This window comes from Pseudomonas sp. WS 5071 (assembly GCF_012985765.1).
Lineage (GTDB): Bacteria > Pseudomonadota > Gammaproteobacteria > Pseudomonadales > Pseudomonadaceae > Aquipseudomonas > Aquipseudomonas lundensis_A.
Genome location: NZ_JAAQWY010000013.1, coordinates 87,289 through 112,943, shown reverse-complemented (window position 1 = coordinate 112,943; position 25,655 = coordinate 87,289). Strand labels below are relative to the sequence as shown.

The window sequence follows — 25,655 nt, the reverse complement described above, 5'->3', positions numbered from 1 at the left end:
GTCATGGCTGTTGCACTCCCAGCCAGCCTTCACGGCCTTCCAGCACGCCACGGCTCAGTTGCCCGGCCGCAATACTGTCGAGATCGGCGGGTAACAGATCGCGCAAAGGCTGAAAATGAATACCGCGGGCGCGGGCTTGTGCCAGCAACTGCCGGAAGTCGTTTGCCATAAGAATCCCTTCTACTTCTGCATGAATGGTGTACGCGTTCAGCTTTTGTGGGCTGAAGCGATCAAGAATGTAGGCGTTGAAGTCAGCCGCACTCAGGTGCGGACCCACCACTTCATCGAAGGTGGGTAAATCGACAGGGATTTGCGGCGCGCCCAGCTGGCCATCGGCCAGTCGTGGCCGGAACAGGCTGTGCCCGCGGCAATCACTGTTGTAACGAAAACCAAAGGCCTGCTTGGCCTCAACCACACGCTCATCTGCGCGCCAGCCAGCGGCAGCCGAACACTCGACTGCTTGCCCGGTGATGTCGCTCAGGGTCTCGACCCCTCGACGGATCTGCTCGATCAATTGCGCTTGCGACCAGCGCCCGGCGTTGGCTTGCCAGGCGTGATGATCCCACGCGTGCAGGCCCACTTCATGGCCTGCGGCCAGGACCTGGCGCATCAAATGCCCCAGATCCTTGCCAATCGGCTTGCCCGGCCACGCCGTACCCGCCAGCAAAATGTCCCAGCCATACAGGCTGGCGGCTTTGGAGCGCAGCATTTTCCAAAAGAATTGGGGCTTTATCAGCCGCCACAAATGGCGGCCCATGTTGTCCGGCCCAACGCTGAAGAAAAACGTGGCTTTGATCTGAGCTTCATCCAGCAGTTCGAGCAGTTGCGGAACCCCTTCACGGGTTCCGCGGTACGTGTCGACGTCGATACGCAGGCCTGCTTGCATTAGCGTTTTTCCGCGATTTCTACCATGGCTTCACGCAGGAAGAAGTCCAGAGTCTTGCCAATGGTTTCGCTCAGCTCGGTGGTCGGCGTCCAGTCGATCAGGCGACGGGCGTTTTCAACGCTCGGTTTGCGGTGGCTGACGTCCTGGTAACCGGTGCCGTAGAACGACTGGCTTTCGACGTCGCGGAAACCGGCGAAGGGCGGGAAGTTATCGCGCAGCGGGTGTGCTTCGAACTGACGCAGCAACTCTTCGCCCAGTTGACGGATGCTGGCTTCGTTTTCCGGGTTGCCAATGTTGATGATCTGGCCGTCGCATTTGCCGTCGCGGTTCTCAATGATGCGTGCCAATGCTTCGATGCCATCGGCCACGTCGGTGAAGCAACGCTTTTGTTCACCGCCATCCACCAGGCGGATTGGCGTGCCTTCCACCAGATGCAGGATCAGTTGGGTAATGGCGCGCGAGCTGCCCACCCGTGCCGAATCCAGACGGTCCAGGCGTGGGCCCATCCAGTTGAACGGACGGAACAGGGTGAATTTCAGGCCTTTCTGGCCATAGGCCCAAATCACGCGGTCCAGCAACTGCTTGGAAACGGAGTAGATCCAGCGCTGCTTGTTAATCGGGCCGACGATCAGGTTGGAGGTGTCTTCGTCGAAATTCTTGTCCTGGCACATGCCGTACACTTCGGACGTCGACGGGAAGATCACACGCTTGTTGTACTTGACGCAGTAACGGACGAGCTTGAGGTTTTCTTCGAAGTCCAGTTCGAACACGCGCAGCGGGTTACGGGTGTACTCAATCGGCGTGGCAATGGCGACCAGCGGCAGTACCACGTCGCATTTTTTGATGTGGTACTCGATCCACTCGGTGTGGATGCTGATGTCACCTTCCACAAAATGGAAGTTCGGGTGGCTGCGCAGGCGGTCAATGGCGTCGGAGCCGATGTCCAGACCGTACACTTCGTAGCGGTCGTCCTGCAGCAGGCGCTCGGACAGGTGGTTGCCGATAAAACCATTAACCCCGAGGATCAGCACGCGGGTACGGCGGGCAGGGCGCCCGGACTCACTGCCGCGCAGCCGCGAGCCGTCTACCAGACCCAGTTCTCGGGCCAGTTGCGGGCCGCTCAAGTACAGGCCGTCGGCGTTGCGCTGCCCGGCGGTGATGACCAGCGAGTCTTTGCCGCACGCGATACGCAGCGGCTCACAGCTGATGACGTGGCCCGGTGCCAGACCTTCATTGCCGGGCATTACCTCGGCGGCCCAGACAATCAGTTTGTGCTCGCCCACTGCGCAGAAAGCGCCCGGATACGGTTGGGTGACTGCCCGCACCAGATTGAACAATTCTTCTGCCGGGCGCGCCCATTGCAACAGGCCGTCAGCGGCGGTGCGACGCCCGAAGTAGGTGGCTTTGGATTCGTCTTGCGGGGTCTCGGTCAGCTTGCCTTCAGGCAGCAGTGGCAAGGTTTCGGCCAACAAGGTTGCCGCGCTTTCGCGCAGTTTGGCGTGCAGGCTCAGCGCGGTGTCGGAGCGTTCGATGCTGACCCGTTGCTGGGCCACAATGGCGCCAGCATCCGCGCGTTTGACCATGCGGTGCAAGGTTACGCCGGTCTCGGTCTCGCCGTTGACCAGCACCCAGTTAGCGGGCGCGCGGCCACGGTAGCGCGGCAACAGCGAGCCGTGCAGGTTGAAGGCGCCTTTACTGACGCTGGCGAGCAATTCCTCGCCCAGCAAATGGCGGTAGTAGAACGAGAAAATGTAATCGGCGTTCAGTTTGCGAATGCGCTCGACCCACAAGGGGTGGTTGGCGTCTTCCGGCGCATGCACCGGGATACCCTTGCGCGCACACAACTGAGCAACTGAACCGTAAAAATTGTTTTCCTTCGGGTCGTCAGCATGGGTGAACACCGCTGCGATTTCATAACCGGCGTTGAGCAGGGCTTCAATGCCAGTGCAGCCAATATCGTGATAGGCGAAAACTACGGCTTTCAAACTCATGATTGGACCTGTGTCGAGGTAGGAATAGAAGAAGGCGTGGTCGAAACGTCAGCGCTGGCAGGTGCGGCGCGCACGATTTTTTCGATAAAGAAACGTGGGCGTGCCCGCACATCGCTGTACATGCGGCCCAGGTATTCACCCAGCAGGCCCATGCCAATAAATTGCCCGCCGGTGAACACAAACAACACCGCGAACAGAACGAAGGTACCGTCTCCGGCCCACGTGGCGCCGAAGATCAGGCGCAATACGATCAGCAGGATCGCGAACAGGCCGCCCAGCAGGGCCATGCTGAAGCCGATGATGCTCAGCAGGCGCAACGGCGTGGTGGTCATGCAGGTCACCAGATCGAACATCAGGTTGATCAGGCGCATGGGGCTGTACTTGGAGTCGCCGTGCTCGCGCTCGGCATGCTCGACCAGCACTTCGGTGGTGTGCCGCGCGAAGCTGTTGGCCAGAATCGGGATGAAGGTGCTGCGTTCGCGGCACGCCAGCATGGCGTCGACGATGGTGCGGCGATAGGCGCGCAACATGCAGCCGTAGTCGCTCATGGCGACCCCGGTGGAGCGCTGCACCGCAAGGTTGATCAGGCGTGAAGGCCAACGGCGCCAGGCGGAGTCCTGACGGTTATTGCGCACGGTACCGACCACGTCGTAGCCCAATGCGGCCTGGGCCACCAGGCGCGGGATTTCTTCCGGCGGGTTTTGCAGGTCAGCGTCCAGAGTGATGACGACATCGCCCCTGGAATGTTCGAAACCGGCCATGATTGCAGCGTGCTGCCCGTAGTTACGGTTCAAAATAACCGCCACCACCGGGCTGCCTTCGCGCTCTGCGGCTTCTTGCAGGATGCTGGCCGACTCATCGCGACTGCCATCGTCCACCAGCACAATCTCATAGGGTTGCGTCAGCTGTGCACAGGCGGCTTCGGTGCGCCGCAGCAACTCGGGCAAACTTTGTTCTTCGTTGTAGACCGGAATGACGATCGACACACACTGGATGGGGTAGGGTTTCAAAGTATTCGTTCCAGTCAGTTTCAATGGCACAAGACGACAGGTCTTAACCCGACACACACAGGCGCACTGCAGAATTACGCCCACAGGGATTTAAGCCTATTGTTGGCAAAGGTAAAGACGCCGAAGTCGGTTATCTACATGATTTGCCTACGAACTCTGGTAACTGGCTCGCCACGACAGCGCATACGTTAAACGCACTTTTGTGAAAAACCTATGAAAGACAGATCAACACGGCATGTTTTTCAGCAACCTGACAGGTGCTATTCAGGAAAGTAGTTAGCGCCCTGTAAGTTAATTAGCTTGCAATCTGCAGCTTTCTTCTGAAGGTCACTGCCTGGCAATTAAAGGTCGGTTAATTCGCTAAGCAAGCTAACTAACCAAACAACTAAGTCATTAATGCCAACATGCATTTAATCGCGTTAATCACCAGTCAGATGGCGCCGGCCACAGCCATTGACGCTGTTGCCGGGGTTTTAGTTCATGCAGGGATTGCCGCGCAGGGTTTAGGCCTGTGAATGTGGAGTCACGAACGTTTGCCGGGGTTGCCTGGACAGCAACGGAGGATGCCAGTCACCGCCTGCCGGGGATGCATGCATCATGTTTGGGTCCAGACGGCCAACTCATAACCATCCGGATCGCTGAAGTGAAACCGCCGCCCGCCGGGGAAATCAAAAACCGGTCGGGTCACGGTCCCTCCCGCGGCAATGATGTCGCGCTGGGTTTGCAGCAGGTCATGGGTGTACACAATGATCAGCGGTCCCCCCGGGCGAACCGCTTCTCCCGTGGTGAAACCGCCTTTGAGCCGGCCATCGCTGAATTCGCAATAGGTAGGGCCGAAATCCGTGAAGGTCCAGCCCAGTGCTGTGCCATAGAACGCTTTGCTGCGTTGAATATCGCTGACATTGAATTCGATATTGTCGATGGCGTGCTGGCGAGCATCTGTGTCCATGGTTCTCTCCTTGAGGTGGGCGCCAGAGAGTGAAGCACAAAAGTACTCGCCGCAGTCAGTCCTCAGGCTTCGCGCCCGGCTTGATGACCCGCGCGGATCGCGCCTTCGATGTAGCCAATGCTGTGGCAATCGCCGATGCTGCGCGCCTGCAACCCGGCCCGGGTCAACGCGTCGAGCAGGCGAGTGTCAGGTTGAGCACCCATCGCCAGTACCACTGAGTCGCCAGGGCTTGTCGCCAACTGGCCATCAGCCAAACGATAGTGGACCGCGCTTGCGTCAATCGATGTCACGCTGGCACCGGTGATCAGCTCACCGCCATGGGCGCGTATCTCATGCAACACGCGCCAGCGCCGCACGATGGCCAGCTCCCTGCCCAAATGGCTGCCGCTTTCCAGCACGCACACCTGTCGACCGCGGGCGAGCAGGAATTCCGCCAACTCCAGGCCCACCAGACCGCCGCCGATGATGGTGACCCGTTTGCCCAGCGGCATCCACACCCGTGACAGTTTCTGCATGGCTTCGCTGCTGTCGGTTACGCCCGCCAGACTGCCCGCTTTCATCAGCGTGCGTTGAGTGAAGGAGAGTTTGCGCTTGGCAATTTCATCAGCCCGGTCACCGGTCATCAGTCGGCGCAACTCATCGCCGCTCCATACATGGTCCTGATCGGCGCCGGGAATCGACGGCGCAGCGCGCTCGGCCCCGACGGCCACCAGCACCTGATCGGCAGCCAGATCCCGCAGCAGGGCAGGCGAGGCTTCGGTGCCAAGTCGAACATCAATCGCTGATTGCTCAACCTGCACACGCAGGTTATCCAGCAAGCGTGCGTTCTCGGCGTACGCCAGCCCCGCGAAAAACAGCGTGCCGCCCAGGCGATCGCTGCGTTCAAGCAGGGTCACGCGGTGCCCGCGCATACTGGCCACCCGTGCGGCTTCCATACCGGCCGGGCCCGCGCCGATCACCACGATATGTTTCGGCTGTTCACACGGCGTAATGACGTACTCGAACTCATGCCCGGTCATGGGGTTGACCGCACATTTGACCCGCTCGTTGACGAAGATCTGGCTCACGCACACATAACAATAAATGCATGGGCGGATGGTGGATTTTTGATTGTTGAGCAACTTGTTGGGCAGCTCGGGATCGGCCAGCAGTTTGCGGGCCATGGCAATGAAATCGCAGTCGGCACGCTTCAATGCGGCTTCGGCGGCTTCGGGTTCGATGCGCCCGACGGCTATCACCGGCACATTGACGCTGCGCTTGAGCGCGGCGGTCCATTCCATAAAGCCGCCCGGCTGATGCACCAGCGGTGCCTCGGTAAACACTTCACCGCTGGTGATGCGTGCGCTGGCAGACACACTCACCGCGTCCACGCCTGCCGCTTCAGCCAGACGTGCCACCGCCTTGGCGTCCTCCAGATCAATGCCGCCGGGGGTGTGCAGCTCCTGGGCATCCAGACGCAACCACAGTGCAAAGTCGGCGCCGACTCTGGCGCGCACGGCGGCGATGATCTCGAGCAACAGCCGCGCCCGGTTTTCCAGCGAGCCGCCGTACTCATCGTCACGCTGGTTGTAATACGCGGAGAGGAACCCGGCGATGATGTAGCCGTGTGCCGCATGCAGTTCCACACCGTCGAAGCCCGCGCGTTGAGCGCGCTCGGCGGCGCTGGCGAACCACTCGGTCATTTGCGCGATGTCGGCCCGGTCCATGACCCGGATCGGTGAGCCTTCGGCGCGCCGTTTCATGGAACTGACGAAGTTGGCCAATTCTTCCGGGGTGAGGGCGGCCATCATGTCGCTTTGCAGCACCGGTGGCACCGAAGGCACCCACAGCTGGCGACCTTCGGCCATGTCCCGCACCGAAGTCTTGCCTGCGTGTTGCAGTTGCATGGCGATCTTGGCACCGTGCTGGTGAACCCGTTCCGCGAGACGGCTCAGCCCCGGCAGGAATTCATCGCTGGACACACCGACCTGAAACGGCTCGGCAGTCCCGGCGGGAAAGGCCACCGAACACACGCCCATGATCAACAACCCGGCGCCGCCACGGGCCCGGGCTTCGTAATAGGCCTGAATGCGTTCGCCGCAATGGCCATCGGCTTCAGCGAAATTGGAGCCCATGGGCGCCATGATGATGCGGTTACGCAGCGTGAGTGAACCGATGCGGCCGGGTGCCAGTAACTGAGGGAATGTTGTCATTGTCATGTCAGCCCAAGCAGGTGTGATTATTCGTTCAAAAACGCCAGGCACGTGGTGTTGAACAACGTCCGATGTTCAACCTGCACCCAATGGCCACAGCGGTTAAGCAGGATGAAGCGTGCATGGGGCGCATGCTGGAGCACCTTCAAGGCGCCGCTGGCCGGGTTGAAGTTATCGTCAGTGCCCCAGAAGCCTAAAATCGGCACCTGCAGTTCTTCGAGACGCTCGGTCATGTTCGGCACCATCATCGTGGTGAACAGGTTGCGCGGCTGATGCACGGCCACTGCTACGCGTTCGGCCAGCAACGTGTCATCCAGCTGCGAGCTGTCGAACAGTTGCAGGCTCATGATGCGCCGCATTTGCTCGATGCCCAGCGGGCCAGCGTTGTACAGCTCGACCATGCGCTGGATACCGATCATCTTGAAGTAGGTTTCCCGCTCTTCAACGCCGCCGGGCGCCATCAGGATCAGCTTTTCCACCCGTTGCGGTTCGGCCAGTGCCAGCCCGAGGGCAATCGCGCCGCCCAGGGAATTACCCAGCAAGGTGGCGCGTTTGACCCCGACTGCCGTGAGAAAGCCAGTCATGGCTGTGACAAAAAAGTCCAGGTTGTACTGTGCGTCTTCCGGTTTGTCGGACCGGCCAAAGCCGGGCAGGTCCACGACCAGATTGCGAAAACCTGCGGCGGCGAAGGCTGGGTAATTGCCTTTGAAATTGCTGAAACCGCTGGCCCCAGGCCCGCTGCCATGCAGCCACAGCACCACCGGGCCGCTGCCCTCATCCAGAAAGTGCAGGCGCAGGCCACTGTCCAGCGTGACGAAATGCCCAATCGGCAGGGGCAGGTCTTGTTCAGTCATGACTCAATCTCCAGTAATCAGGCGGTGACCGTTTTGGCCAAAGGCGCGGCCGCCGGGGTCGGATGGATCAATTGGTTGCGGTAGCGGGGCAAGGCCAGGGCCAGGAACACCGACGCCAGGACCAGCAACGACACACAAGAGGCGAGGGCATAACGCAGCCCTTCGTTGCCCAGACGGTGTGCAAAACCGTCACTGAGCATGCCGATCAGCAACGGCCCGACTCCGACCCCCAACAGGGTCATGGCCATCACAAAAATCGACGTCGCCTGTGCCAGTCGCGTGGCCGGGAACAAATGCGATATGGCGCCCAAGCAAGGGGTTGCCCACCATGTGCCGAAGAAGCTGAACACCGAATAAAACAAAAACGCGGTGGGCACGGGGGTGTTGCCGACATAAAACGCAGTGCCGGTTGGCCACAGGAAATACGCCAGCGCGAAGGGAATGCTGATGAGTGTGCCCAACAGTGGCACCCCGATTTGCCACCCCTTGTCGCGGCGTGCCAGGCGGTCGCACAACACACCGCAGGTCAAGGTGCCGAGCGTGGCGCCCGCACCGCCCGCCACACCGGCCAGCAGACCGGCGTCTTGCAGGCTAAGGCCATGGGAGCGAATCAAAAAGCTCGGGCTCCAGGTGCCGATGGCATAACCCGCGATGGCCGCTGAGCCGCCGGTGAGCACAATCCACACAAACGAGGGCATTTCAAACAACTGGCGCAGGGTCACGGCCCAATGGTCCTGGATCAAATCGGCGGGTTTGACCAGCTGTGCGGGTTTGGGCGCCCGCACGGTGAGCAACAGCAACAAACCGAGAAAAATACCCGGGGCGCCGATGATCACAAACGCATTGCGCCAGCCGTAATGTTGAGCGATCCAGCCGCCGAGTCCAAGGCCGAAAATTGCCCCGAGGCTGGAGCCGAGCATGAGCACCGAAAGCGCGGTGGAACGGCGTTCCGGCGGGTACAAGTCCGACACCATGGCCATCGACGGTGCAGTGCCTCCGGCTTCGCCAATGGCGACCCCGATTCGTGCCAACACCAGCATGCTGAAACTGGCCGCCAGGCCGCAGAACATCGTCATCACACTCCAGGCGATGCAACTGAAGGCAATCACTGATTTACGCCCGACCCGATCAGACAGACGTCCGAGGGGGAAGCCGAACAGGGTGTAAAACACCGCAAAGGTAACGCCTGACAGCAGGCCGATGCCGGTGTCGGAGATGCCGAATTCGGCTTTCACCGGTTCGATCAAAATCGCCATCAGCAAGCGGTCGATGTAGTTGAAAACATAAATGGCGGCCAGTACGCCTAATGCGTAATGCGTTCGCCAGGTGGGGCGCAAGGGTGTGCTCACGGCGGGTACTCCCGATTTTTGTTCTAGTGGGAAGGGTTATTTCACAGGCGGGTCGAAAACAGCATCGTCCGTTCAGACCACGTGTCGCGCCTGTGCCAATTGCGTGTCTGTGGGGCATGCCCCACAACATTGCCAGTTGGCGTCGCCCAAGGCTGCGAACCCTGTCACGTCATCGTCAGCGCCTCGATATCCGGTTTAGTCCCATCGGACGATGTTCAGCCGTTCCCTGCAGTCAATGATTGCTCCTGTATCCCGCCGTCAGCCGTCACACGCTGCAGTCGGGCAGCAATCTGGCAAGCGGGAGAAGCGTATGAAGCTAATCAACAAAGTGGCGTTTGTAACCGGTGCAGGCCAAGGCATGGGGCGTGCCATCGTGCGGCATTTTGCCGAACAGGGCGCCCATGTGGTGGCAGCGGACATCAACCTGGAGGCAGCGCGCCAGACCATCGAAGGGCTGGGCGACAACGCCATGGCCGTGGGTTGCAACGTGGCAGACAGCGATTCGGTCGCCACCGCCATGGCGGCGGTGTTTGCCCGGTTCGGGCGTTTTGATGTGCTGGTGAACAACGCCGGTATCGGCTCTATCGATGCTTTCGCCGACACCCCCGATGAGCATTGGCAGCGCGTGATTGGCGTGAACTTGACCGGCCCGTTTTTCTGCAGCCGTGAGGCGGTGAAGCTGATGCTCAAGGCGGCAACGCCGGGCGTGGTTATCAATATCTCCAGCACCGCCGCCATCACGGGCGAAGGCCCGAGCCACTACTGCGCGGCCAAGGCTGGCGTGATGGGCCTGACCCGCAGCATGGCCCGTGAACTGGCCGGCCAGGGCATTCGCGTCAACACCATCGTCCCTGGCCCGACCAACACCCCAATGATGGCCGACATCCCGGACGACTGGATGCAAAGCATGCTCAACGCCATCCCCCTGGGGCGCATGGGCGAAACCGATGAAATCGCCCGGGTAGCAGCCTTTCTGGCCAGTGATGACGCCAGTTTTATCACCGGGCAAAACCTCGCCGTCAACGGCGGCATGGCCTTTATCTAACAGCGTATCGAGGAGCAGGTCATGGGCAGTCGTTTACAAGGCAAGGTTGCATTTATCACCGGCGCAGGTTCTGGCATTGGCGCGGCTACTGCGTTGCGGTTTGCCGAGGAGGGCGCGTTGGTCGTGCTCTGCGGGCGCCGGATCGAACCGCTGGAAGCAGTGGCGGCGCAGGTGCGTGACGCCGGCGGCCGCGCTGAATGCGCGGTGGCGGATGTGAGTCAGGAAGCGGCGTTTGTCGCGGCGATCAGTGCTGCGGCCGAACGCAACGGGCGGCTGGACATTCTGGTCAACAACGCAATGGCCTACAGCTGGGGCGCGATTGACAGCACCTCGACTGCCGATTGGCACACTAATTTTTCCACCACAGTGGACGGTACGTTCTGGGGCACGCGCACGGCCATGGTGCTGATGCGCGCGCAGGGCAGCGGCTCGATCATCAACATTGCGTCGATCTGCGGGGTGTTCGGCACGCCGTGGATGGCCGGGTATTCCGCTGCCAAGGCTGCGGTCATCAACTTTAGCCGTGCAGCGGCCAGTGAAGGCGCCAGCCACAACATTCGCTGCAACGTGGTGATTCCGGGCGTGGTCGAGACGCCGGCCACCGGCGGCATGCTGACGGACGACAAAACCCGTCACAACACCGAAAAGCTGATTCCGCTCAAGCGCGTTGGCCAGCCCCGCGAAGTGGCCAACGCCATTTTGTTCCTGGCCAGCGACGAGGCCTCGTACATCACCGGCGCCAGTTTGCCAGTGGATGGCGGGCGCAGCAGCGAGCTGTACACGGTTCTGGAATAGCCCGACCGGGCGACCGCTTTTAAAGATCGTTTTAAGGACACCGCTTATGGAACAGAACGCCTTGCTCGCCCGTCTCGACCGGCTTGAGTCGATCGAAGAAATTCGTCAACTGGCTGGCAAATACGCCTTATCGCTGGACATGCGCGACCTCGATGCGCACGTCAATCTGTTTGCCGAAGACATCCGCGTCGGGCGCGAGAAAACCGGGCGGGCGCACCTCAAGGCGTGGGTCGACGACACGCTGCGCCATCAGTTTCAGGGCACCTCCCACCATCTGGGCCAGCACCTGATTGAGTTCACCGACGCCGATCATGCGATTGGCGTGGTGTATTCCAAGAACGAGCATGAAACCGGCCCCGAGTGGGTAACCATGCAAATGTTGTATTGGGATGACTACGAGCGGGTGCAGGGACGCTGGTATTTTCGTCGACGCTTGCCGTGCTACTGGTACGCCAGTGACTTGAACAAGCCGCCGATCGGCTCGCAAAAAATGCGCTGGCCGGGACGCGAACCCTACGCGGGCACCTTCCATGATCTGTTTCCGTCCTGGAACGATTTTTGGGCCAAGCGCCCGGACAAGGATCAGTTGCCTGAAGTGGCCGCTGCCGCGCCCCTGGAACACTTTCTTGCCACCCTGCGCCGTGGGGCTGGCGCACCGTCGATTCGCGTGCGCTGAGGAGCTGCCATGAGCATTTTGTTTGAGCCTGTGCGTCTGGGTGATTTGCAGTTGGCCAACCGTATCGTGATGGCGCCGATGACCCGCAGCCGCGCCGATGCCAACGGTGTACCGACGCCCGAGATGGTGGAGTATTACCGCCAACGCGCGTCTGCCGGGCTGATCATTGCCGAAGGCACTGCGCCCTCGGCCAGTGGGCTGGGCTATTGCCGCACCCCGGCGATTTACACCGCCCAACAGGTAGCGGCCTGGAAAGCCGTCACCGAGGCCGTGCACGCCGAAGGCGGCCTGATAGTGTTGCAACTGATGCACGTCGGCCGGGCTGCGAGTGCGCACAACAAACCCGCCGGGGCTGCCACCGTGGCGCCCTCCGCGTTGCGAGCGCGCACCCAATTGTTCACCGATGTGGCCGGGCTGGTCGACACCGACGAGCCGCAGGCGTTGTCGTTGCAGGACATTGCGCAGGTGATCGAGCAATACCGGCAGGCCGCCCTGAATGCCCGCGAAGCCGGGTTTGATGGTGTCGAGTTGCATTGCACCAGTGGCTACCTGCCGATGCAGTTCATGGCCTCGGGCAGCAACCTGCGCGAAGACCACTACGGCGGCAGTGTGGAAAATCGCGTGCGCTTCCCGGCCGACGTGCTGGCGGCCATGGCCTCAGCGATCGGGGCCGGGCGTGTGGGACTGCGCTTGTGTCCGGGCAACCCGTTCAATGACATCAGCGATGACGATCCCCTGGCCACTGCCCAGGCCTTGTGCAAAGCCGCTGAACCGCTGGACCTGGCCTATGTGCACATCATGCGCTCGCCCTTGCCGGAGCTGGATGCCTTTGCCCTGGCGCAACGTCATTGCAGCAGCGGGTTGATCCTCAACGACGGCTTTGACGGCCCCGCCGCCGAGGCAGCTCTGCGCGCAGGGCAGGGCGACGCGGTGTCGTTTGCGCGGCACTTCATTGCCAACCCGGACCTGGTGCATCGCTTGCGCAACGGCCTGCCACTGGCACGTTTCGAGCGCAAAACCTTGTATTCCCCCGGCCCGGAAGGCTACAGCGATTACCCGTGTGCCGAGGCGGTGACGCAATGAATGACATGACTCGAATCAATGCGCCCCTTGCCACCCCTCAACAGCCGGTGCCGCGCGAACAGACTCAGGCGTTGCTCGACCGCCGTTCCGCGGCCAGCGCACAGATCAAACCGTCGGACTTGTACACCCTTGCCGATCGCCTCGAAGCCCAGGCGCTGCGGTTTCCAGAGCGGACTTTTTTGATCTACGGCGGCAAGACCTTCACCTACACGCAGGTCGATGCCGAAGCCAATCGCATGGCGCATGTGTTTTATGACAATGGTCTGCGCCCCGGTGATGTGTGTGCGATTGCCATGGAAAACCGCCCTGCGTTTTTCTTCAGCTGGTTCGGGCTGGTCAAGCTCGGCGCAGTGGCAGCGTTCATCAACACCCAGGTCAGCGGCAAACCCTTGGTGCATGCGCTGGAGTCCACCGCGGCCAAGGCGGTGGTTGTAGGCGAAGAATGCCTGGGCAATGTCTTGAGCACCGAAGGCTTGCCTGACGTGCCGTGGTGGTTGATCCGCGACCCGGAAAACCCCTGTGATTTGGCATTACCGGCCTGTGTCGATGTGAGCATAGCCGAGCAACTGGAGCGAGCGCCGCGTGCGGCTTTCGCGCGTGACTGCCGCGCCAGCATCCCGGCCGAGAGCACCACGTTGCTGATTTTCACCTCGGGCACCACCGGCCTGCCGAAGGCGGCGCGTTACAGCCATATGCGCTGGTTATCATCGGGGGACGTGATGGAAGTGACCCTCGGCGCCACCTGTGAGGACGTGTTTTATTGCTGTCTGCCGTTGTACCACGGCGCAGCCGCCACCTCCGTGACGTCCACCGCCCTTCGGGCGGGGGCGAGCATTGTGGTGCGGCGCAAGTTCAGCGTGCGTGAGTTCTGGCGCGACGTGCGTCAATACAACATCACCACTTTTCAGTACATCGGTGAAATCTGCCGTTACCTGCTCAACCAGCCGGTGGTGGCAGGCGAGCGCGAACACAGCTTGCGCTACATGCTCGGCGCTGGCCTGACAGCTGACTCCTGGCAGCGATGGATTGAGCGCTTCGGGCCGATTCAGGTGTTCGAAGGCTGGGGTTCCACGGAAGCCAACGCCAACCTGATCAATGTCGACAATTACGTGGGCTCATGCGGCCGGGTGCCTGACTGGAGCCGCACCAATTTGCGGCTGGTGCGCTATGACGTTGAAAGTGACACCCACCCGCGTGACGAACAGGGTTTCTATCAAGCGTGCGGACCGGGCGAAGTGGGCGAGGCGATAGGGTTTATCGTCAACCATCCGCACATCGGCGGCGGGCGTTTTGAGGGTTACACCAGCGAGCAAGCCACTGAAAGCAAGATTCGCCGCGATGTGTTTCACAAAGGTGACGCGTACTGGAGCTCGGGCGATCTGTTGCGTTATGACGAGCACGGCTATTTCTATTTCGTCGACCGCATTGGCGACACGTTCCGCTGGAAAAGTGAAAACGTGTCGACGCTGGAAGTGGCGGACACCCTGAGCGATTTGCCGGGGCTTGAGTTAATCAACGTCTACGGGGTGCAGGTGCCGGAGCACGAAGGGCGGGCAGGCATGGCCGCCATTCTGATGCAGGACGGGCATTGTTTTGATCCGCAGGCGTTTTACGACCTGACTGAAGCGCGCTTGCCGCGTTATGCCGCGCCCGTGTTTGTGCGTGTGTCGGCGGCGGCGGACCTGACCACCACCTTCAAGCTGCGCAAGGTCGATCTGCAGCGCCAGGGCTATGCGCCGTGCCTGTTTGCCGACCCTTTGTTTGTGCGCGACGACAGCAGCGGCACGTATCAGCCGTATTCGCTGGAGGTGCTGGCGCGGGCGGGTTTGCCGCCTTTCGTGAGCAGCGATCATGAGTGACATCGACGCGCAAGGGCATGCATGGCGTGACGGTCTGCGTTACCCGTGGCCGCAGCCCCCGGCCAGCGGGCATGTGCTGGAGGTGGCCGAAGGCGTGCTTTGGTTGCGCATGCCGCTGCCGTTCGGGCTGGACCATATCAACCTGTATTTGCTGCGCCACGGTGAGGGCTGGGTGGCCGTGGATACCGGGCTTAACACCGCGCAGTGCCGTGAGGTATGGGAGCAGGTGTTTGTCGACGTGATGGCAGGTCTGCCACTCAAGGCGGTGATCTGCACACATTTTCACAGCGATCACACAGGCGTGGTGGGGTGGCTGGCCGAGCGTTTCCGCTGCCCGGTGCTGATGACCCTGGGCGAGTTCGACGCCTTGCACCACGGCCCGCCCAGGGCCACAACCCCGGACTGGGCGTTTCTCGATTTTTATCAAAAGGCCGGTTTCAGTGCCGAGCAAACGGCCGCCTTGTTGCCGCTGATTCAAAGCGAGCATTTCCGCCCTCAGGTTGCGGCCGGGTTTGTCCGGTTGCGACACGGCAGTGAACTGGTGATCGGCGGGCGCCATTGGCAAGTGGTGATGGGCAACGGCCATTCTCCCGAACATGCCTGCCTGTACAGCGCGCAGGACGGCTTGCTGATTTCCGGAGATCAGGTGTTGCCGCGCATCACCTCGACCGTGGCGGTGCATGTGACTGAGCCCGCCGCCAACCCCTTGCAGGACTGGCTGGATTCCATCGAGCGTTTGCGGGTGATCCCCGACAGCGTGTTGGTCCTGCCGGCTCACGAACGGCCTTTTTTCAACCTGCATGCGCGGCTCGATCAGTTGCGCGACCACCACCACAACCATTTGCAGCAGTTGCTTGATGCCTGCGCTCAGCCGTGTTCGGGGCTGGAGATGATGGGCGTGCTGTTCAAAAAACTGTCGGGCCGTTTTGACGAGTTGATGGCCTTGGGCGAGACGCTGGCGCACGCCAACTACCTGATGGCCCAAGGCAAGCTTGTACGTGAAGAACAGGGAGGATTGCACCGTTACCGGCGTGCCCGGACAGGAGACTCGACGTTCAACCCGCTTGTGCTGCGCTGAGCGGGGCCTTATGCGCCAACCAACGCAATGACGCTTGAACCCATCGATGCGGCCAGCGTGTCGCGAATCAGGAGAGGCAGTGTGATTAATAAAAACAACAATAAATGTCCGGGGCTGCGCCCGCACACGGTTCAGGTCACGGGCCTGGCCGCCGCCGTTGCGTTGTTCGCCGGCCCGCTGTGGGCCGGTGAGACCATCGAGTTTGATAACGGCGCGACTCTGGATTGGTCGGTCACCACCAGTTATGGCATCGGCATGCGCCTGGGTAAGCCCAGCGACCGCTTGATGGGCATCAACGCGGATGACCCGAACCGCAACTTCGACCAGCACAGCCTGACCACCAACCGGCTGGGGGCACTGGGCGAAATGATTCTGCGCAAAGACAACTACGGCGCGGTGGTGCGGGCCAGCACCTTCTATGACGACGTGTATCACCGCAGCAACGACAACGACTCCCCGAATACGGTTAACAAATACGGGAGCAATGACACCTTCACCAGCGACACGCGCACCTACAGCGGCGGCCGCACGCGCCTGCTGGATGCTTATGTGTTCGGCGGCTGGCGGTTTGAAAACGACACCATGCTTGACGTCAAAGCCGGGCGGCACATCGAATCCTGGGGCGAAAGCCTGTACTACCCTGGCGTGAATGGCGTACAGAACCCGTCCGACGCGGTCAAAGCAGCGCAACCGGGGGTAGAGGTCAAGGAAGTGCTGCTGCCGGTCGGGCAGGTTTCGGCATCGTACCGGGTCAACCCCGTCGTCACCCTCGGCGGCTATGTGCAGTACGAGTGGAAAGGCACCGAGTTGCCCCCGGTGGGCAGCTACCTGTCGACCTCTGACGTAATCGGGCCGGGCCGTGAGTTCCTGTATGGCGCCGGCGGCGCCAAGGTGCCGTACAACGGCACGGACGATCCGCGCGACAGCGGTCAATGGGGGGCGCAGATCCGTTTCCGGCCACTGCCGGAACTGGAAATGTCGCTGTTCCATGTGGTTTACCACGACAAAAACCCGGCCACCGCGCTGATCGGCTATGACCCGCTGCCGATCAACAACGGCCAGTACGCCTACACCAGCAACGGTTATCGCATTAAATATTTTGAAGACATCAAACTGACCGGGATCAGCGCCACCACCAAGATTGGTGACACGCAGGTTGGCGCAGAATGGTCGTACCGCGACGGCGCGCCCGTGATGGTCAACACCGGGCTGGGGCCTGTGCCGACACGGGGCAAGGGCCAGCAACTGCAAGTCTCGGCGATGCGCATTCTGGGGGACCGCCCGTGGGCCAGCCAAACCACCCTGACCGGGGAAATCGTCACCGTGCGTGTGGATGACGTGGACGATGTGTCGGGCGCGCCGAACCTGCTGGGCCTGCCGCTTGACCCGCGCTATGCGGGGGCTGTGCAGCCATCCAATGATTACACCTACAAAACCGGTTCGGCCTGGCGCACCCGCTCGTCCAGCGCCTACACCGTGGGTGCCTCTTTCAGTTATCCGGGCGTGTTCACCGGCTGGGACCTGGAAGTGCCGTTCATTTACTCCGATGTGTTCAGCGGCGCCGCACCGATGTCCGGGACCATCGCCGGGGTGGCGGGGGATCGACGCCTGAGCGCGGGCACGACGTTCAAATATTTGAGCAATCTGGAAGTGGCCTTCAAGTACATCGCGTATTTGGGGGAGCCGGACCCGATCAAGCGTCCGCTGGCAGACCGTGATTACGCAACGTTCTCGATGAAATACACGTTCTGAGCCTTTCGTCCCTGTCCTCGCTGCACCGCGCATTGAGGGCAGGGCCAAGCATTCGATATAAAGAGAGAAACCCATGGGTCTTAAAGGTCATGCGGCCATTGTCGGCAGCGCGCAGTACAAACCGGAAAAATACGCCACGGCCCCGCGCATGTTCCATCTGGAGCAAGTGGCGGATCTGGCAGCCCAGGCCTTGCGTGACGCAGGGCTTCAGGCCAGTGATCTCGACGGGCTGGTGATCAACGGTCCGCAGTTTCATGAAGCGTCAGTGTTCGTGCCCGCCATGGCGGCCGAGTATTTGGGGCTCAAGCTTAACTTCGCTGAAGTGGTGGATTTGGGCGGCTGCACCTCGGTGGGCATGGTGTGGCGCGCCGCTGCTGCCATTGAGTTGGGGCTGTGTCAGGCGGTGCTGTGCGTGCTGCCAGCGCGCATGGCGCCCATGGGCCCGGACGAAGACCCGAGCTGGATGGCCCGGGCCATGCGGTTTGGCGGCCACAGCACGGCATTTGGCGCACCGGAAGCGGAGTTTGATTTGCCCTATGGCCATATGGGGCAAAACACCGGTTACGCCATGATCGCCCAGCGCTATGCCGCGCAATACGGTTACGACCCGCGGGCGTTGGCGAAGATCGCCGTGGACCAACGTACCAATGCGCAATACAACCCGCAGGCCATGTTTTATGGCCAGCCGCTGACCATCGAACAGGTGCTGGCGAGCAAAAAGGTCGCCGACCCGCTGCACGTACTGGAGATCGTGATGCCGGTGGCCGGTGGCGCCGCGATGATTATTGCCTCCAAAGAAGTGGCGGCCCGGGCTCGCAAGCGGCCTTCGTTTATCACCGGGTTTGGCGAGCACCTGGCCTTCAAGTCCCCGTCCTACGCTCAAGACATGGTCCATACCCCCATCGGCCCGGCGTCGCAGCGGGCGTTCACCATGGCCGGGCTTAAGCCTCAGGACGTGGACGCCGCGCAAATCTATGACTGTTATACCATCACGGCGCTGCTGACCCTCGAAGATGCCGGCTTCTGCGGCAAAGGCGAGGGCATGAGTTTTGTGCGCGAACATGATTTGACTTGGCGTGGCGACTTCCCGATGAACACCCACGGCGGCCAGCTCAGTTTCGGTCAGGCCGGGTCGGCGGGCGGCATGAGCCAGGTGATCGAGGCCGTCACGCAAATCGCCGGCGAGGCGGGCGAGCGTCAACTCAAACGCTGTGACACCGTCTACGTCTCAGGCACCGGCGGTGTGATGAGCGAGCAGGGCGCGCTGATACTTCAGGGAGCATGAATCCAATGTCCAATAACAAACCAATGCCCGTGCCGACCGAAATCTCTGCGCCGTTTTGGGAAGGTCTGAAAGCCGAGCGCGTCTTGATACAACAGTGCAACCCGTGCGGCCAATGGGTGTTTTACCCGCGTCGGCATTGCCCGGCGTGTCTGGCCCAGGACCTGAGCTGGCGTGAAGTCAGCGGCGAGGCAACCCTCTACAGCTTTACCGTGACGCGCATCCCGACCTTGCCGGACTTCGCGGATGAAATGCCGCAGATACTGGCCGTGGTCGAGCTGGATCAAGGCGTACGCATCAACACCAATCTGGTGGGGCTTGAGGAAACCGATGTCAAAATCGGCATGCGCCTCAAACCGGTGTTTGCAGAGGTGGACGCCAAGGGCAATCGCCTGTTGCGCTTTACCGGCGTGCAAAAGGATGCCAACGGGCTCAAGCAGCGGCCTGGCGCCGAGCAGCCCGCACCTGTGGAACCGGCCCGGGTCGCGGTGCGCCAGATCGCCCTGAGCGATGACGCGGCCTTGCAGGCGCTGGTCAGCGAAACGTTCAGCCCGTGGAGCAATCAGGTGGTCGTCGATCAGGCACTGATTGACGCTTTTGCGCAGTTGTCCGGCGATGATTACTGGATTCACACCGACCCGGAACGGGCGCGCAAACAGAGCCCGTTCGGTGGCACCATTGCCCACGGTGCACTGGTGCAGATCCTGCAATCGCGGATGCAACTGAATCTGGGATACGAGATCACCGGGTTTAGCAACATGGTCAATTACGGATCGGACCGGTTGCGCTTCCCGTCGCCGGTGCCCGCCGGGGCCACCATTCATGCACGGGCGCGGGTCAAGAAGGTGGAGAAGGTGAAAAGTGGCACCCAGCTGACCCTTGAACTCAACACCCACGTGCTGGGCAACGAGCGGCCATCGGTCATCAACGAGTTGGTGATTCTGTACATGTAAGCCCTTCGTACCGTCGCGGTTGTCCGGCGCAAAGCGTGAGTGCCGGGCAACCACGACAACCTCTGCGCCCGTTAGTCTCAACGGACGATGATCCCCGCCACCTTCCTTCCCATACTGCCCTCAGCCAATACAGACAGGCGTTGAGGAGCAGGCATGATCGACATTCGCGGTTTGAGCTACTTCGTTGCACAGTCCCCCGATCCCGTTGCGTGGCAGCGTTATGCCGAGGATGTGCTGGGCATGATGGTGACGCCAGCCCCCTCGGGCGGGCTGTACGTGAAGATGGACGAACGCCCGTTTCGCATGCTGATCGTGCCCGGTGACGAGGCACGCTACCTGGCGTCGGGCTGGGGACTGGGCAACGAAGCGGCCTTCAACGCCGCCATCGACACCCTCAATCAGGCCGATATCAGTTGGCGTCAGGGCAGCGCCGAGCAGTGTGAACAACGGGGTGTTCAAGCGCTGGTCCACGTCACCGACCCATCGGGCAATCGCCACGAATTAAGCTGGGGCCATCGTTCCGATTGCCAGCCTTTTGTTTCGCCCCAAGGCGTACCGCGCTTTATCACCGGCGACATGGGGCTGGGCCACACCGTGCTGCCCGCGCCGAACTTCGACGCGACCCTGGCGTTTGCCAAGGACGTGCTCGGGTTTGAGCTGTCGGACATTTTCAACTTCCGGCCCGACCCTTCGGCGCCGCCGATCCGGATTCACTTTTTGCATTGCAAAAACAGCCGTCATCACAGTTTGGCGCTGGCGGAGTACCCGGTCCCTTCGGGCTGTGTGCACGTCATGGTCGAGGTCGACAACATGACCGAAGTGGGCCGCGCCCACGACCGGCGCCTGGCCCATGACGTGCCGCTGTCGGCCACGTTGGGACAGCACCTGAATGACCGGATGACCTCTTTTTATATGAAAACCCCGTCGGGTTTCGATCTCGAATACGGCTATGGCGGCCTGCTGGTGGACTGGCAGGCGCACAGCGCATTCGAATTCACCCGGGTCAGCCTCTGGGGGCACGACTTTTCTGTCGGCCAGCAGTAAGGAGCGTTAGATGAACAAGCAAATGACAGCGGCCGACGTGGTCGGCCAATTACGCGATGGCATGACCATCGGGTTCGGCGGTTGGGGCCCGCGGCGCAAGCCAATGGCCATCGTGCGTGAAATCCTGCGTTCGTACGTCAAGGACCTGACCGTGGTCGCCTATGGCGGCCCTGAAGTCGGCATGCTCTGCGCCGCAGGCAAGGTCAAGAAGTTGGTGTTCGGTTTTGCCACGCTGGATGCCATCCCGCTGGAAGCCCACTTTCGCAAGGCACGCGAAGCCGGTGGGCTGCAACTGATGGAACTCGATGAAGGCATGTTGCAATGGGGGCTGCGTGCAGCGGGCATGCGCCTGCCGTTTTTGCCGACCCGTTGCGGTCTGGCCACTGATGTCACGCGGTTCAACCCCGAGATCAAACAGGTGCAATCGCCCTACGACGATGGCGAGGTGTTGCTGGCCATGCCTGCCCTGAATCTCGATATCGCGTTTTTGCATGTCAATGTGGCCGACCGGCTGGGCAACACGTTGGTGACCGGCCCCGACCCGTACTTTGACCACTTGTATGCCCGTGCGGCCAAACAATGCTTTGTGTCCTGCGAACGCCTGGAAGACCGTTTGAGCCTGGATGCTCAACAAGCGCGCTTTAACACCTTTGAACGCTATTTGGTCACGGGCGTGGTGCATGCGCCGTTTGGGGCGCACCCGACTTCGTGCCCGTCCGATTACGGCTGGGACCTGAGCCATTTGAAGCGCTACAGCGCCAGTGCTGCCGAAGACGGCGGCTGGGCCGCGTATGTCGCCGAGTTCGTGACCCCCGGCGAAAGCGCGTATCAAGCCAGCAATGGCGGTGTTGATCGGCTGAGCGCATTGCCGCTGCCAGTGTTTTGAGGAGCATGAATATGTCTGCTGATTGCGAATTTTCCCTGGCTGAACTGCTGATCGTGGCCGCGTCTGACGCCTGGCGCGGCAACGGCGAGGTGATTGCCTCGGGCCTCGGCGTGATCCCGCGTCTGGCTGCCAGCCTGGCCAAAATGACCCACAGCCCTGAACTGTTGATGACCGACAGTGAAGCGTTCCTGGTGGAAGAGCCTATTCCCTTGGGACCACGGGGGGATTACGAACCGCGCTACTCGGGTTATCTGTCGTTTGAGCGGGTATTCGAATGCGTCTGGGGCGGCCGTCGCCATGCCATGATCGGGCCGACGCAAGTGGACCGTTGGGGCCAAACCAACCTGTCGTGTATCGGTGATTACCACAAGCCCAAAGTGGCGATGCTCGGCGTTCGCGGCTTGCCCGGTAACAGCATCAACCACCTCAACTCGTTCTTTATCCCTGCGCATAACACCCGGGCATTTGTGGCGGGTGAAGTGGACATGGTGTCCGGCGTGGGCTTCAACGATGAACGCTGGGAGCCGGGGATGCGCCGTGACCTGATGGATGTCCGTCTGGTCGTCACCGATTTGTGCGTCATGGATTTCGGCGGGCCAGAGCGGGCGGCGCAAGTGCGTTCGCTGCACCCGGGCGTGAGTTTTGAACAGGTGCAAGCGAACACCGGCTTCCCGTTGCTCAAAGCGGCAGACCTGCAGCCCACCGTGGCACCCACTGCGCAGCAGTTGGCGCTGATCCGCCGACTTGACCCCCATGACTACCGCGCAGCTGCGCTCAAGGGCAACCCGCCCGGCATCCGTCAGGCCTGACGCCAAGGACATTTCTCATGAGCAGCGACAGTGAATTTGTGCAGCGCGCTGATGGCGCTGTGTATGAAACCGATGAACCGGTGTTGTACGCGGTGGTGGAGGGCGTGGCCAGTGTGACCCTCAACCGGCCGACGGTGAACAACGCGCAGAACTCGCAAATGACTTACGCGCTGGACGATGCGTTCAGGCGTGCGGTGAACGATGACGCGGTCAAGGTCATCGTGCTGCGGGCCAATGGCAAGCACTTTTCGGCCGGCCACGACATCGGTACGCCGGGGCGTGACATCAATAAGCCCTTCGAGCGTGCGCACCTGTGGTGGGATCACACCAACAAGCCCGGCGGGGAGTATTTGTATGCCCGCGAGCAAGAGGTGTACCTGGGCATGTGCCGGCGCTGGCGCGAATTGCCCAAGCCGACAATCGCCATGGTGCAAGGTGCCTGCATTGCGGGCGGGCTGATGCTGGCCTGGGTCTGCGACTTGATCGTGGCCAGTGACGATGCCTTTTTTCAGGACCCGGTGGTGCGCATGGGGATCCCGGGGGTGGAATATTTCGCCCATCCGTATGAACTCAACCCGCGGATTGCCAAGGAGTTCCTGTTTACCGGGGACCGCATGAGCGCTGAACGGGCCTATCAAATGGGCATGGTCAATCGGCTGTTCAGCCGCGAAGCACTGGAGGCCGGGACGTATGCGCTGGCCACTGCCATTGCCCGCCAACCGCGCATGGGGCTGGCACTGACCAAGCAGGCGATCAATCATGTCGAAGACTTGCAGGGTAAGCGCACGGCCATGGACGCGGTGTTCGCCTGGCATCACTTTGCCCATAGTCATAATGAGTTGCTGTCCGGTGACAAACTGGGCGGTTTTGATGCCAAGGCCATGGCCGAGGCTAACAAAGCGGCTGCGGGGGAGCGTTGATGAGCGATTACCTGAGCACCCCATTGACCCAGGCACTGGGCTGCCGTTACCCGGTGGTGCAAACGGCGATGGGCTGGGTGGCGGACGCCAATTTGGTGATCGCCAGTACCCGCGCCGGCGCTTTTGGTTTTTTAGCGGGGGCGACGATTGCCGCCGATCAGCTCGAGGGCGAAATCCAACGGGTGATTGAGGCCACGGGCGGCAGCAACTTCGGGCTCAATTTTCATATGTTTCAGGACAATGCGGCGCAATGTGTTGACCTGGCCATTGAATATCGCTTGCGTGCGGTGAGTTATGGGCGCGGGCCGGACCGGCAGACCATTGAACGTTTCAAACGCGCCGGGGTGTTGTGCATTCCCACCGTGGGTGCCCTCAAGCATGCAATTAAAGCCGTGGAACTGGGCGCCGACATGGTCACCGTGCAGGGCGGTGAGGGCGGCGGCCATACTGGTGGCGTACCGAGCACCATCCTGTTGCCACAAGTGCTGGATGCGGTGCAAGTGCCGGTGATTGCTGCGGGCGGTTATTCCACCGGGCGCGGCCTCGCCAGTGCGCTGGCCTGCGGTGCGGCGGGGGTTGCCATGGGTACGCGGTTCCTGATGACCCGTGAATCCCCGACGCCGGTTGCGACCCTGGAGCGTTACATCAAGGTCAACGACCCCCAGCAGATTCGGGTCACCACTGCCGTGGATGGCATGCGTCACCGGATGATTGAAAATGCTTTTATCAATCGCCTGGAACGTGCCAGTGCGTTTGGCCGTTTGCGCATCGCGTTGGGCAGCGCCTGGCAGTGGAAGCAACAGACCGGCATGAGCCTGCGGCATATGCTCGGGGTCTTTGCCCAGTCGGTCAAAGAAGATCCGGGCGCGTTGTCGCAAACCGTGATGGCCGCCAACCAGCCGGTGCTATTGCAGCGTTCGATGGTTGACGGCGTGCCGGACGAAGGCATATTACCCAGCGGCCAAGTGGCGGCTGCGATTGGCGAGCTGAAAAGCTGCCAGCAGGTGATTGAAGAGATGGTGCAGGAGGCTGAGCGGTGTTTGAGGGCCGTCAGCACACCGTATAACCGCTAGCCGATCCGCACCCAGCGCTGTTCGTGGGCTGCGGTGCGGATGGCGGCGGCCAGGCACTCCACGTGCCAGGCTTCTTCGAAATCCGGGCCGGCGGCGGGCAAGCCCGCGCAGGCTTGAATCACGGCGTGGGCTTCGAGGGTTTTTAGCTCGTTGTAGCCCAATTGATGCCCGGCCGCCGGGCTGAAAGCGGCATAGCCCGGCAGTGAGGGGCCCGCCAGGATACGTTCGAAGCCTGTTCGTCCGTGCAGGCACACGTGCAGTTCGTTCAGGCGCTCCTGATCGAACCTGAGAGTGCCCAGGGTGCCGCTGATCTCGAAGCTCAGATGGTTTTTATAGCCGTGCTTGAGCCAACTGCTGCTGAAGGTGCCACGCGCGCCATTGCGAAAGCGCAGTAAGGCATGGGTCTGGTCATCGACATGGATCGGTCTGGGCCGGGTATCGACAGCACTGGCGGGTCGCAGCGGGTGTACGGTCTGGCTGTCAGCACACACCGCTTCAATATCGCCCATCAGGTAGCGCGCGAGGGCCAGTAAGTGGCTGCCCAGATCCGCCAACGCTCCCCCCGCATGTTCGGCTTCGCAGCGCCATGACCAGGGCGAGGTCGGGTCGGCCATGAAATCTTCGCTGAACTCACCCTCAAAACTGATAAGCCGCCCCAACTCACCCCGTTCGATCATGTCGTGTGCCAGCACCAGCATCGGGTTGTGCTGATAGTTGTAACCGACCCGCGTGACCACGCCTGCGGCACGGGCGGCCTGACGCATGTCATCGGCCTGTTGCAGACTGACGGCCAAAGGCTTTTCGCAGTACACGGCCTTGCCGGCTGCAAAGGCCGCCATGGCCATCGGGAAATGCAAGTGGTTGGGGGTGGTGATGGCCACCAGATCAACCTTGGGGTCGCTGATTAACTGCTGCCAGTCACAGTGGGCGCGTTCAAACCCCCAGGCCGATGCGCAGTGTTGTGCCCGTTCGGCGTCTGCATCGGCCAGCGCAGCCAGGCGCAGTTGCACCGGCAATTCAAACGCGGCGCTGACATTGCGAAACGCCAGCGCATGGGCGCGTCCCATAAAGCCGGTACCGATCAGGCCTATTCCAAGTGAACGCATGGCAACTTCCTTTGGATTTTTATTGTGAGGAAATGCCTTTATGGAATTAAATTTCTGAAAATG

At 61.3% G+C, this 25,655-nt stretch carries 22 protein-coding genes; 14 read left to right on the top strand and 8 right to left on the bottom strand.

Annotated elements, in window-relative coordinates:
- Position 1: 1 nt before the first annotated feature.
- The 7 genes from arnD to HBN61_RS10420 all read right to left on the bottom strand — a co-directional run bounded on the left by arnD (position 2) and on the right by HBN61_RS10420 (position 9,231).
- Positions 2-886: a 4-deoxy-4-formamido-L-arabinose-phosphoundecaprenol deformylase gene (gene arnD / locus HBN61_RS10450; protein WP_170046714.1), complete on the bottom strand. Its 885-nt coding sequence runs from the start codon at positions 884-886 to the stop codon at positions 2-4.
- Complete coding sequence (gene arnA / locus HBN61_RS10445; protein ID WP_094992901.1) at positions 886-2,877, bottom strand: bifunctional UDP-4-amino-4-deoxy-L-arabinose formyltransferase/UDP-glucuronic acid oxidase ArnA; 1,992 nt, start codon at positions 2,875-2,877, stop codon at positions 886-888. The genes arnD and arnA overlap by 1 nt, the downstream gene beginning before the upstream one ends.
- Entirely contained in the window at positions 2,874-3,887 is a 1,014-nt protein-coding gene (gene arnC / locus HBN61_RS10440; protein WP_094992900.1) for an undecaprenyl-phosphate 4-deoxy-4-formamido-L-arabinose transferase, read from the bottom strand. The genes arnA and arnC overlap by 4 nt, the downstream gene beginning before the upstream one ends.
- A 595-nt stretch (positions 3,888-4,482) precedes the next feature.
- Complete coding sequence (locus HBN61_RS10435; RefSeq protein ID WP_094992899.1) at positions 4,483-4,836, bottom strand: VOC family protein; 354 nt, start codon at positions 4,834-4,836, stop codon at positions 4,483-4,485.
- Positions 4,837-4,898: 62 nt separating this feature from the next.
- Entirely contained in the window at positions 4,899-7,028 is a 2,130-nt protein-coding gene (locus HBN61_RS10430) for an oxidoreductase (RefSeq protein ID WP_170046713.1), read from the bottom strand.
- A 26-nt stretch (positions 7,029-7,054) separates the two neighbouring features.
- Entirely contained in the window at positions 7,055-7,882 is an 828-nt protein-coding gene (locus HBN61_RS10425) for an alpha/beta fold hydrolase (RefSeq protein WP_094992897.1), read from the bottom strand.
- A 17-nt stretch (positions 7,883-7,899) separates the two neighbouring features.
- Positions 7,900-9,231 (bottom strand): MFS transporter, encoded by a 1,332-nt coding sequence (locus HBN61_RS10420; protein WP_170046712.1) that lies wholly within the window; start codon positions 9,229-9,231, stop codon positions 7,900-7,902.
- A gap of 310 nt (positions 9,232-9,541) precedes the next feature.
- Between HBN61_RS10420 and HBN61_RS10415 the strand changes: the two genes are divergently transcribed.
- From HBN61_RS10415 to HBN61_RS10350, 14 genes are all read left to right on the top strand, one after another.
- Positions 9,542-10,276, top strand: coding sequence for an SDR family NAD(P)-dependent oxidoreductase (locus HBN61_RS10415; RefSeq protein WP_094992895.1), 735 nt, complete (start codon positions 9,542-9,544; stop codon positions 10,274-10,276).
- A 21-nt stretch (positions 10,277-10,297) separates the two neighbouring features.
- Positions 10,298-11,071 carry an SDR family NAD(P)-dependent oxidoreductase gene (locus HBN61_RS10410; RefSeq protein ID WP_094992894.1) on the top strand — a complete coding sequence of 258 codons (774 nt, stop codon included), beginning with the start codon at positions 10,298-10,300 and terminating at the stop codon, positions 11,069-11,071.
- A gap of 46 nt (positions 11,072-11,117) precedes the next feature.
- Positions 11,118-11,747 (top strand): nuclear transport factor 2 family protein, encoded by a 630-nt coding sequence (locus tag HBN61_RS10405; protein WP_169962993.1) that lies wholly within the window; start codon positions 11,118-11,120, stop codon positions 11,745-11,747.
- A gap of 9 nt (positions 11,748-11,756) precedes the next feature.
- Positions 11,757-12,830, top strand: coding sequence for an alkene reductase (locus tag HBN61_RS10400; RefSeq protein ID WP_170046711.1), 1,074 nt, complete (start codon positions 11,757-11,759; stop codon positions 12,828-12,830).
- Positions 12,827-14,689 (top strand): long-chain-acyl-CoA synthetase, encoded by a 1,863-nt coding sequence (locus HBN61_RS10395; protein ID WP_170046710.1) that lies wholly within the window; start codon positions 12,827-12,829, stop codon positions 14,687-14,689. Before HBN61_RS10400 ends, HBN61_RS10395 begins: the two co-directional genes overlap by 4 nt.
- Positions 14,682-15,767, top strand: coding sequence for an MBL fold metallo-hydrolase (locus HBN61_RS10390; protein ID WP_094992890.1), 1,086 nt, complete (start codon positions 14,682-14,684; stop codon positions 15,765-15,767). The genes HBN61_RS10395 and HBN61_RS10390 overlap by 8 nt, the downstream gene beginning before the upstream one ends.
- 81 nt (positions 15,768-15,848) lie before the next feature.
- The gene (locus HBN61_RS10385) at positions 15,849-17,519 is read left to right on the top strand and encodes a DUF1302 family protein (RefSeq protein WP_170046709.1); all 1,671 of its coding nucleotides are present in this window, start codon (positions 15,849-15,851) and stop codon (positions 17,517-17,519) included.
- A gap of 73 nt (positions 17,520-17,592) precedes the next feature.
- A complete protein-coding gene (locus tag HBN61_RS10380) occupies positions 17,593-18,804 on the top strand; it encodes a thiolase family protein (RefSeq protein WP_170046708.1) in 1,212 nt (403 codons plus the stop codon).
- Between the two features lie 5 nt (positions 18,805-18,809).
- Positions 18,810-19,754 (top strand): bifunctional OB-fold nucleic acid binding domain-containing protein/MaoC family dehydratase, encoded by a 945-nt coding sequence (locus HBN61_RS10375; RefSeq protein WP_170046707.1) that lies wholly within the window; start codon positions 18,810-18,812, stop codon positions 19,752-19,754.
- Between the two features lie 153 nt (positions 19,755-19,907).
- Entirely contained in the window at positions 19,908-20,798 is an 891-nt protein-coding gene (locus HBN61_RS10370; protein WP_170046706.1) for a VOC family protein, read from the top strand.
- Between the two features lie 10 nt (positions 20,799-20,808).
- A complete protein-coding gene (locus tag HBN61_RS10365) occupies positions 20,809-21,684 on the top strand; it encodes a CoA transferase subunit A (protein ID WP_170046705.1) in 876 nt (291 codons plus the stop codon).
- An 11-nt stretch (positions 21,685-21,695) separates the two neighbouring features.
- Entirely contained in the window at positions 21,696-22,493 is a 798-nt protein-coding gene (locus HBN61_RS10360; protein ID WP_094992884.1) for a CoA-transferase subunit beta, read from the top strand.
- 17 nt (positions 22,494-22,510) lie between these two features.
- Positions 22,511-23,413, top strand: coding sequence for an enoyl-CoA hydratase (locus HBN61_RS10355; RefSeq protein ID WP_094992883.1), 903 nt, complete (start codon positions 22,511-22,513; stop codon positions 23,411-23,413).
- Entirely contained in the window at positions 23,413-24,486 is a 1,074-nt protein-coding gene (locus tag HBN61_RS10350) for an NAD(P)H-dependent flavin oxidoreductase (protein ID WP_094992882.1), read from the top strand. Before HBN61_RS10355 ends, HBN61_RS10350 begins: the two co-directional genes overlap by 1 nt.
- On the opposite strand, the gene HBN61_RS10345 is transcribed toward HBN61_RS10350, so the two are convergent.
- Positions 24,483-25,592, bottom strand: a complete 1,110-nt coding sequence (locus HBN61_RS10345) for a Gfo/Idh/MocA family protein (RefSeq protein ID WP_170046704.1) — start codon at positions 25,590-25,592, stop codon at positions 24,483-24,485. The two genes, HBN61_RS10350 and HBN61_RS10345, sit on opposite strands and share 4 nt — an antisense overlap.
- Between the last annotated feature and the right edge of the window lie 63 nt (positions 25,593-25,655).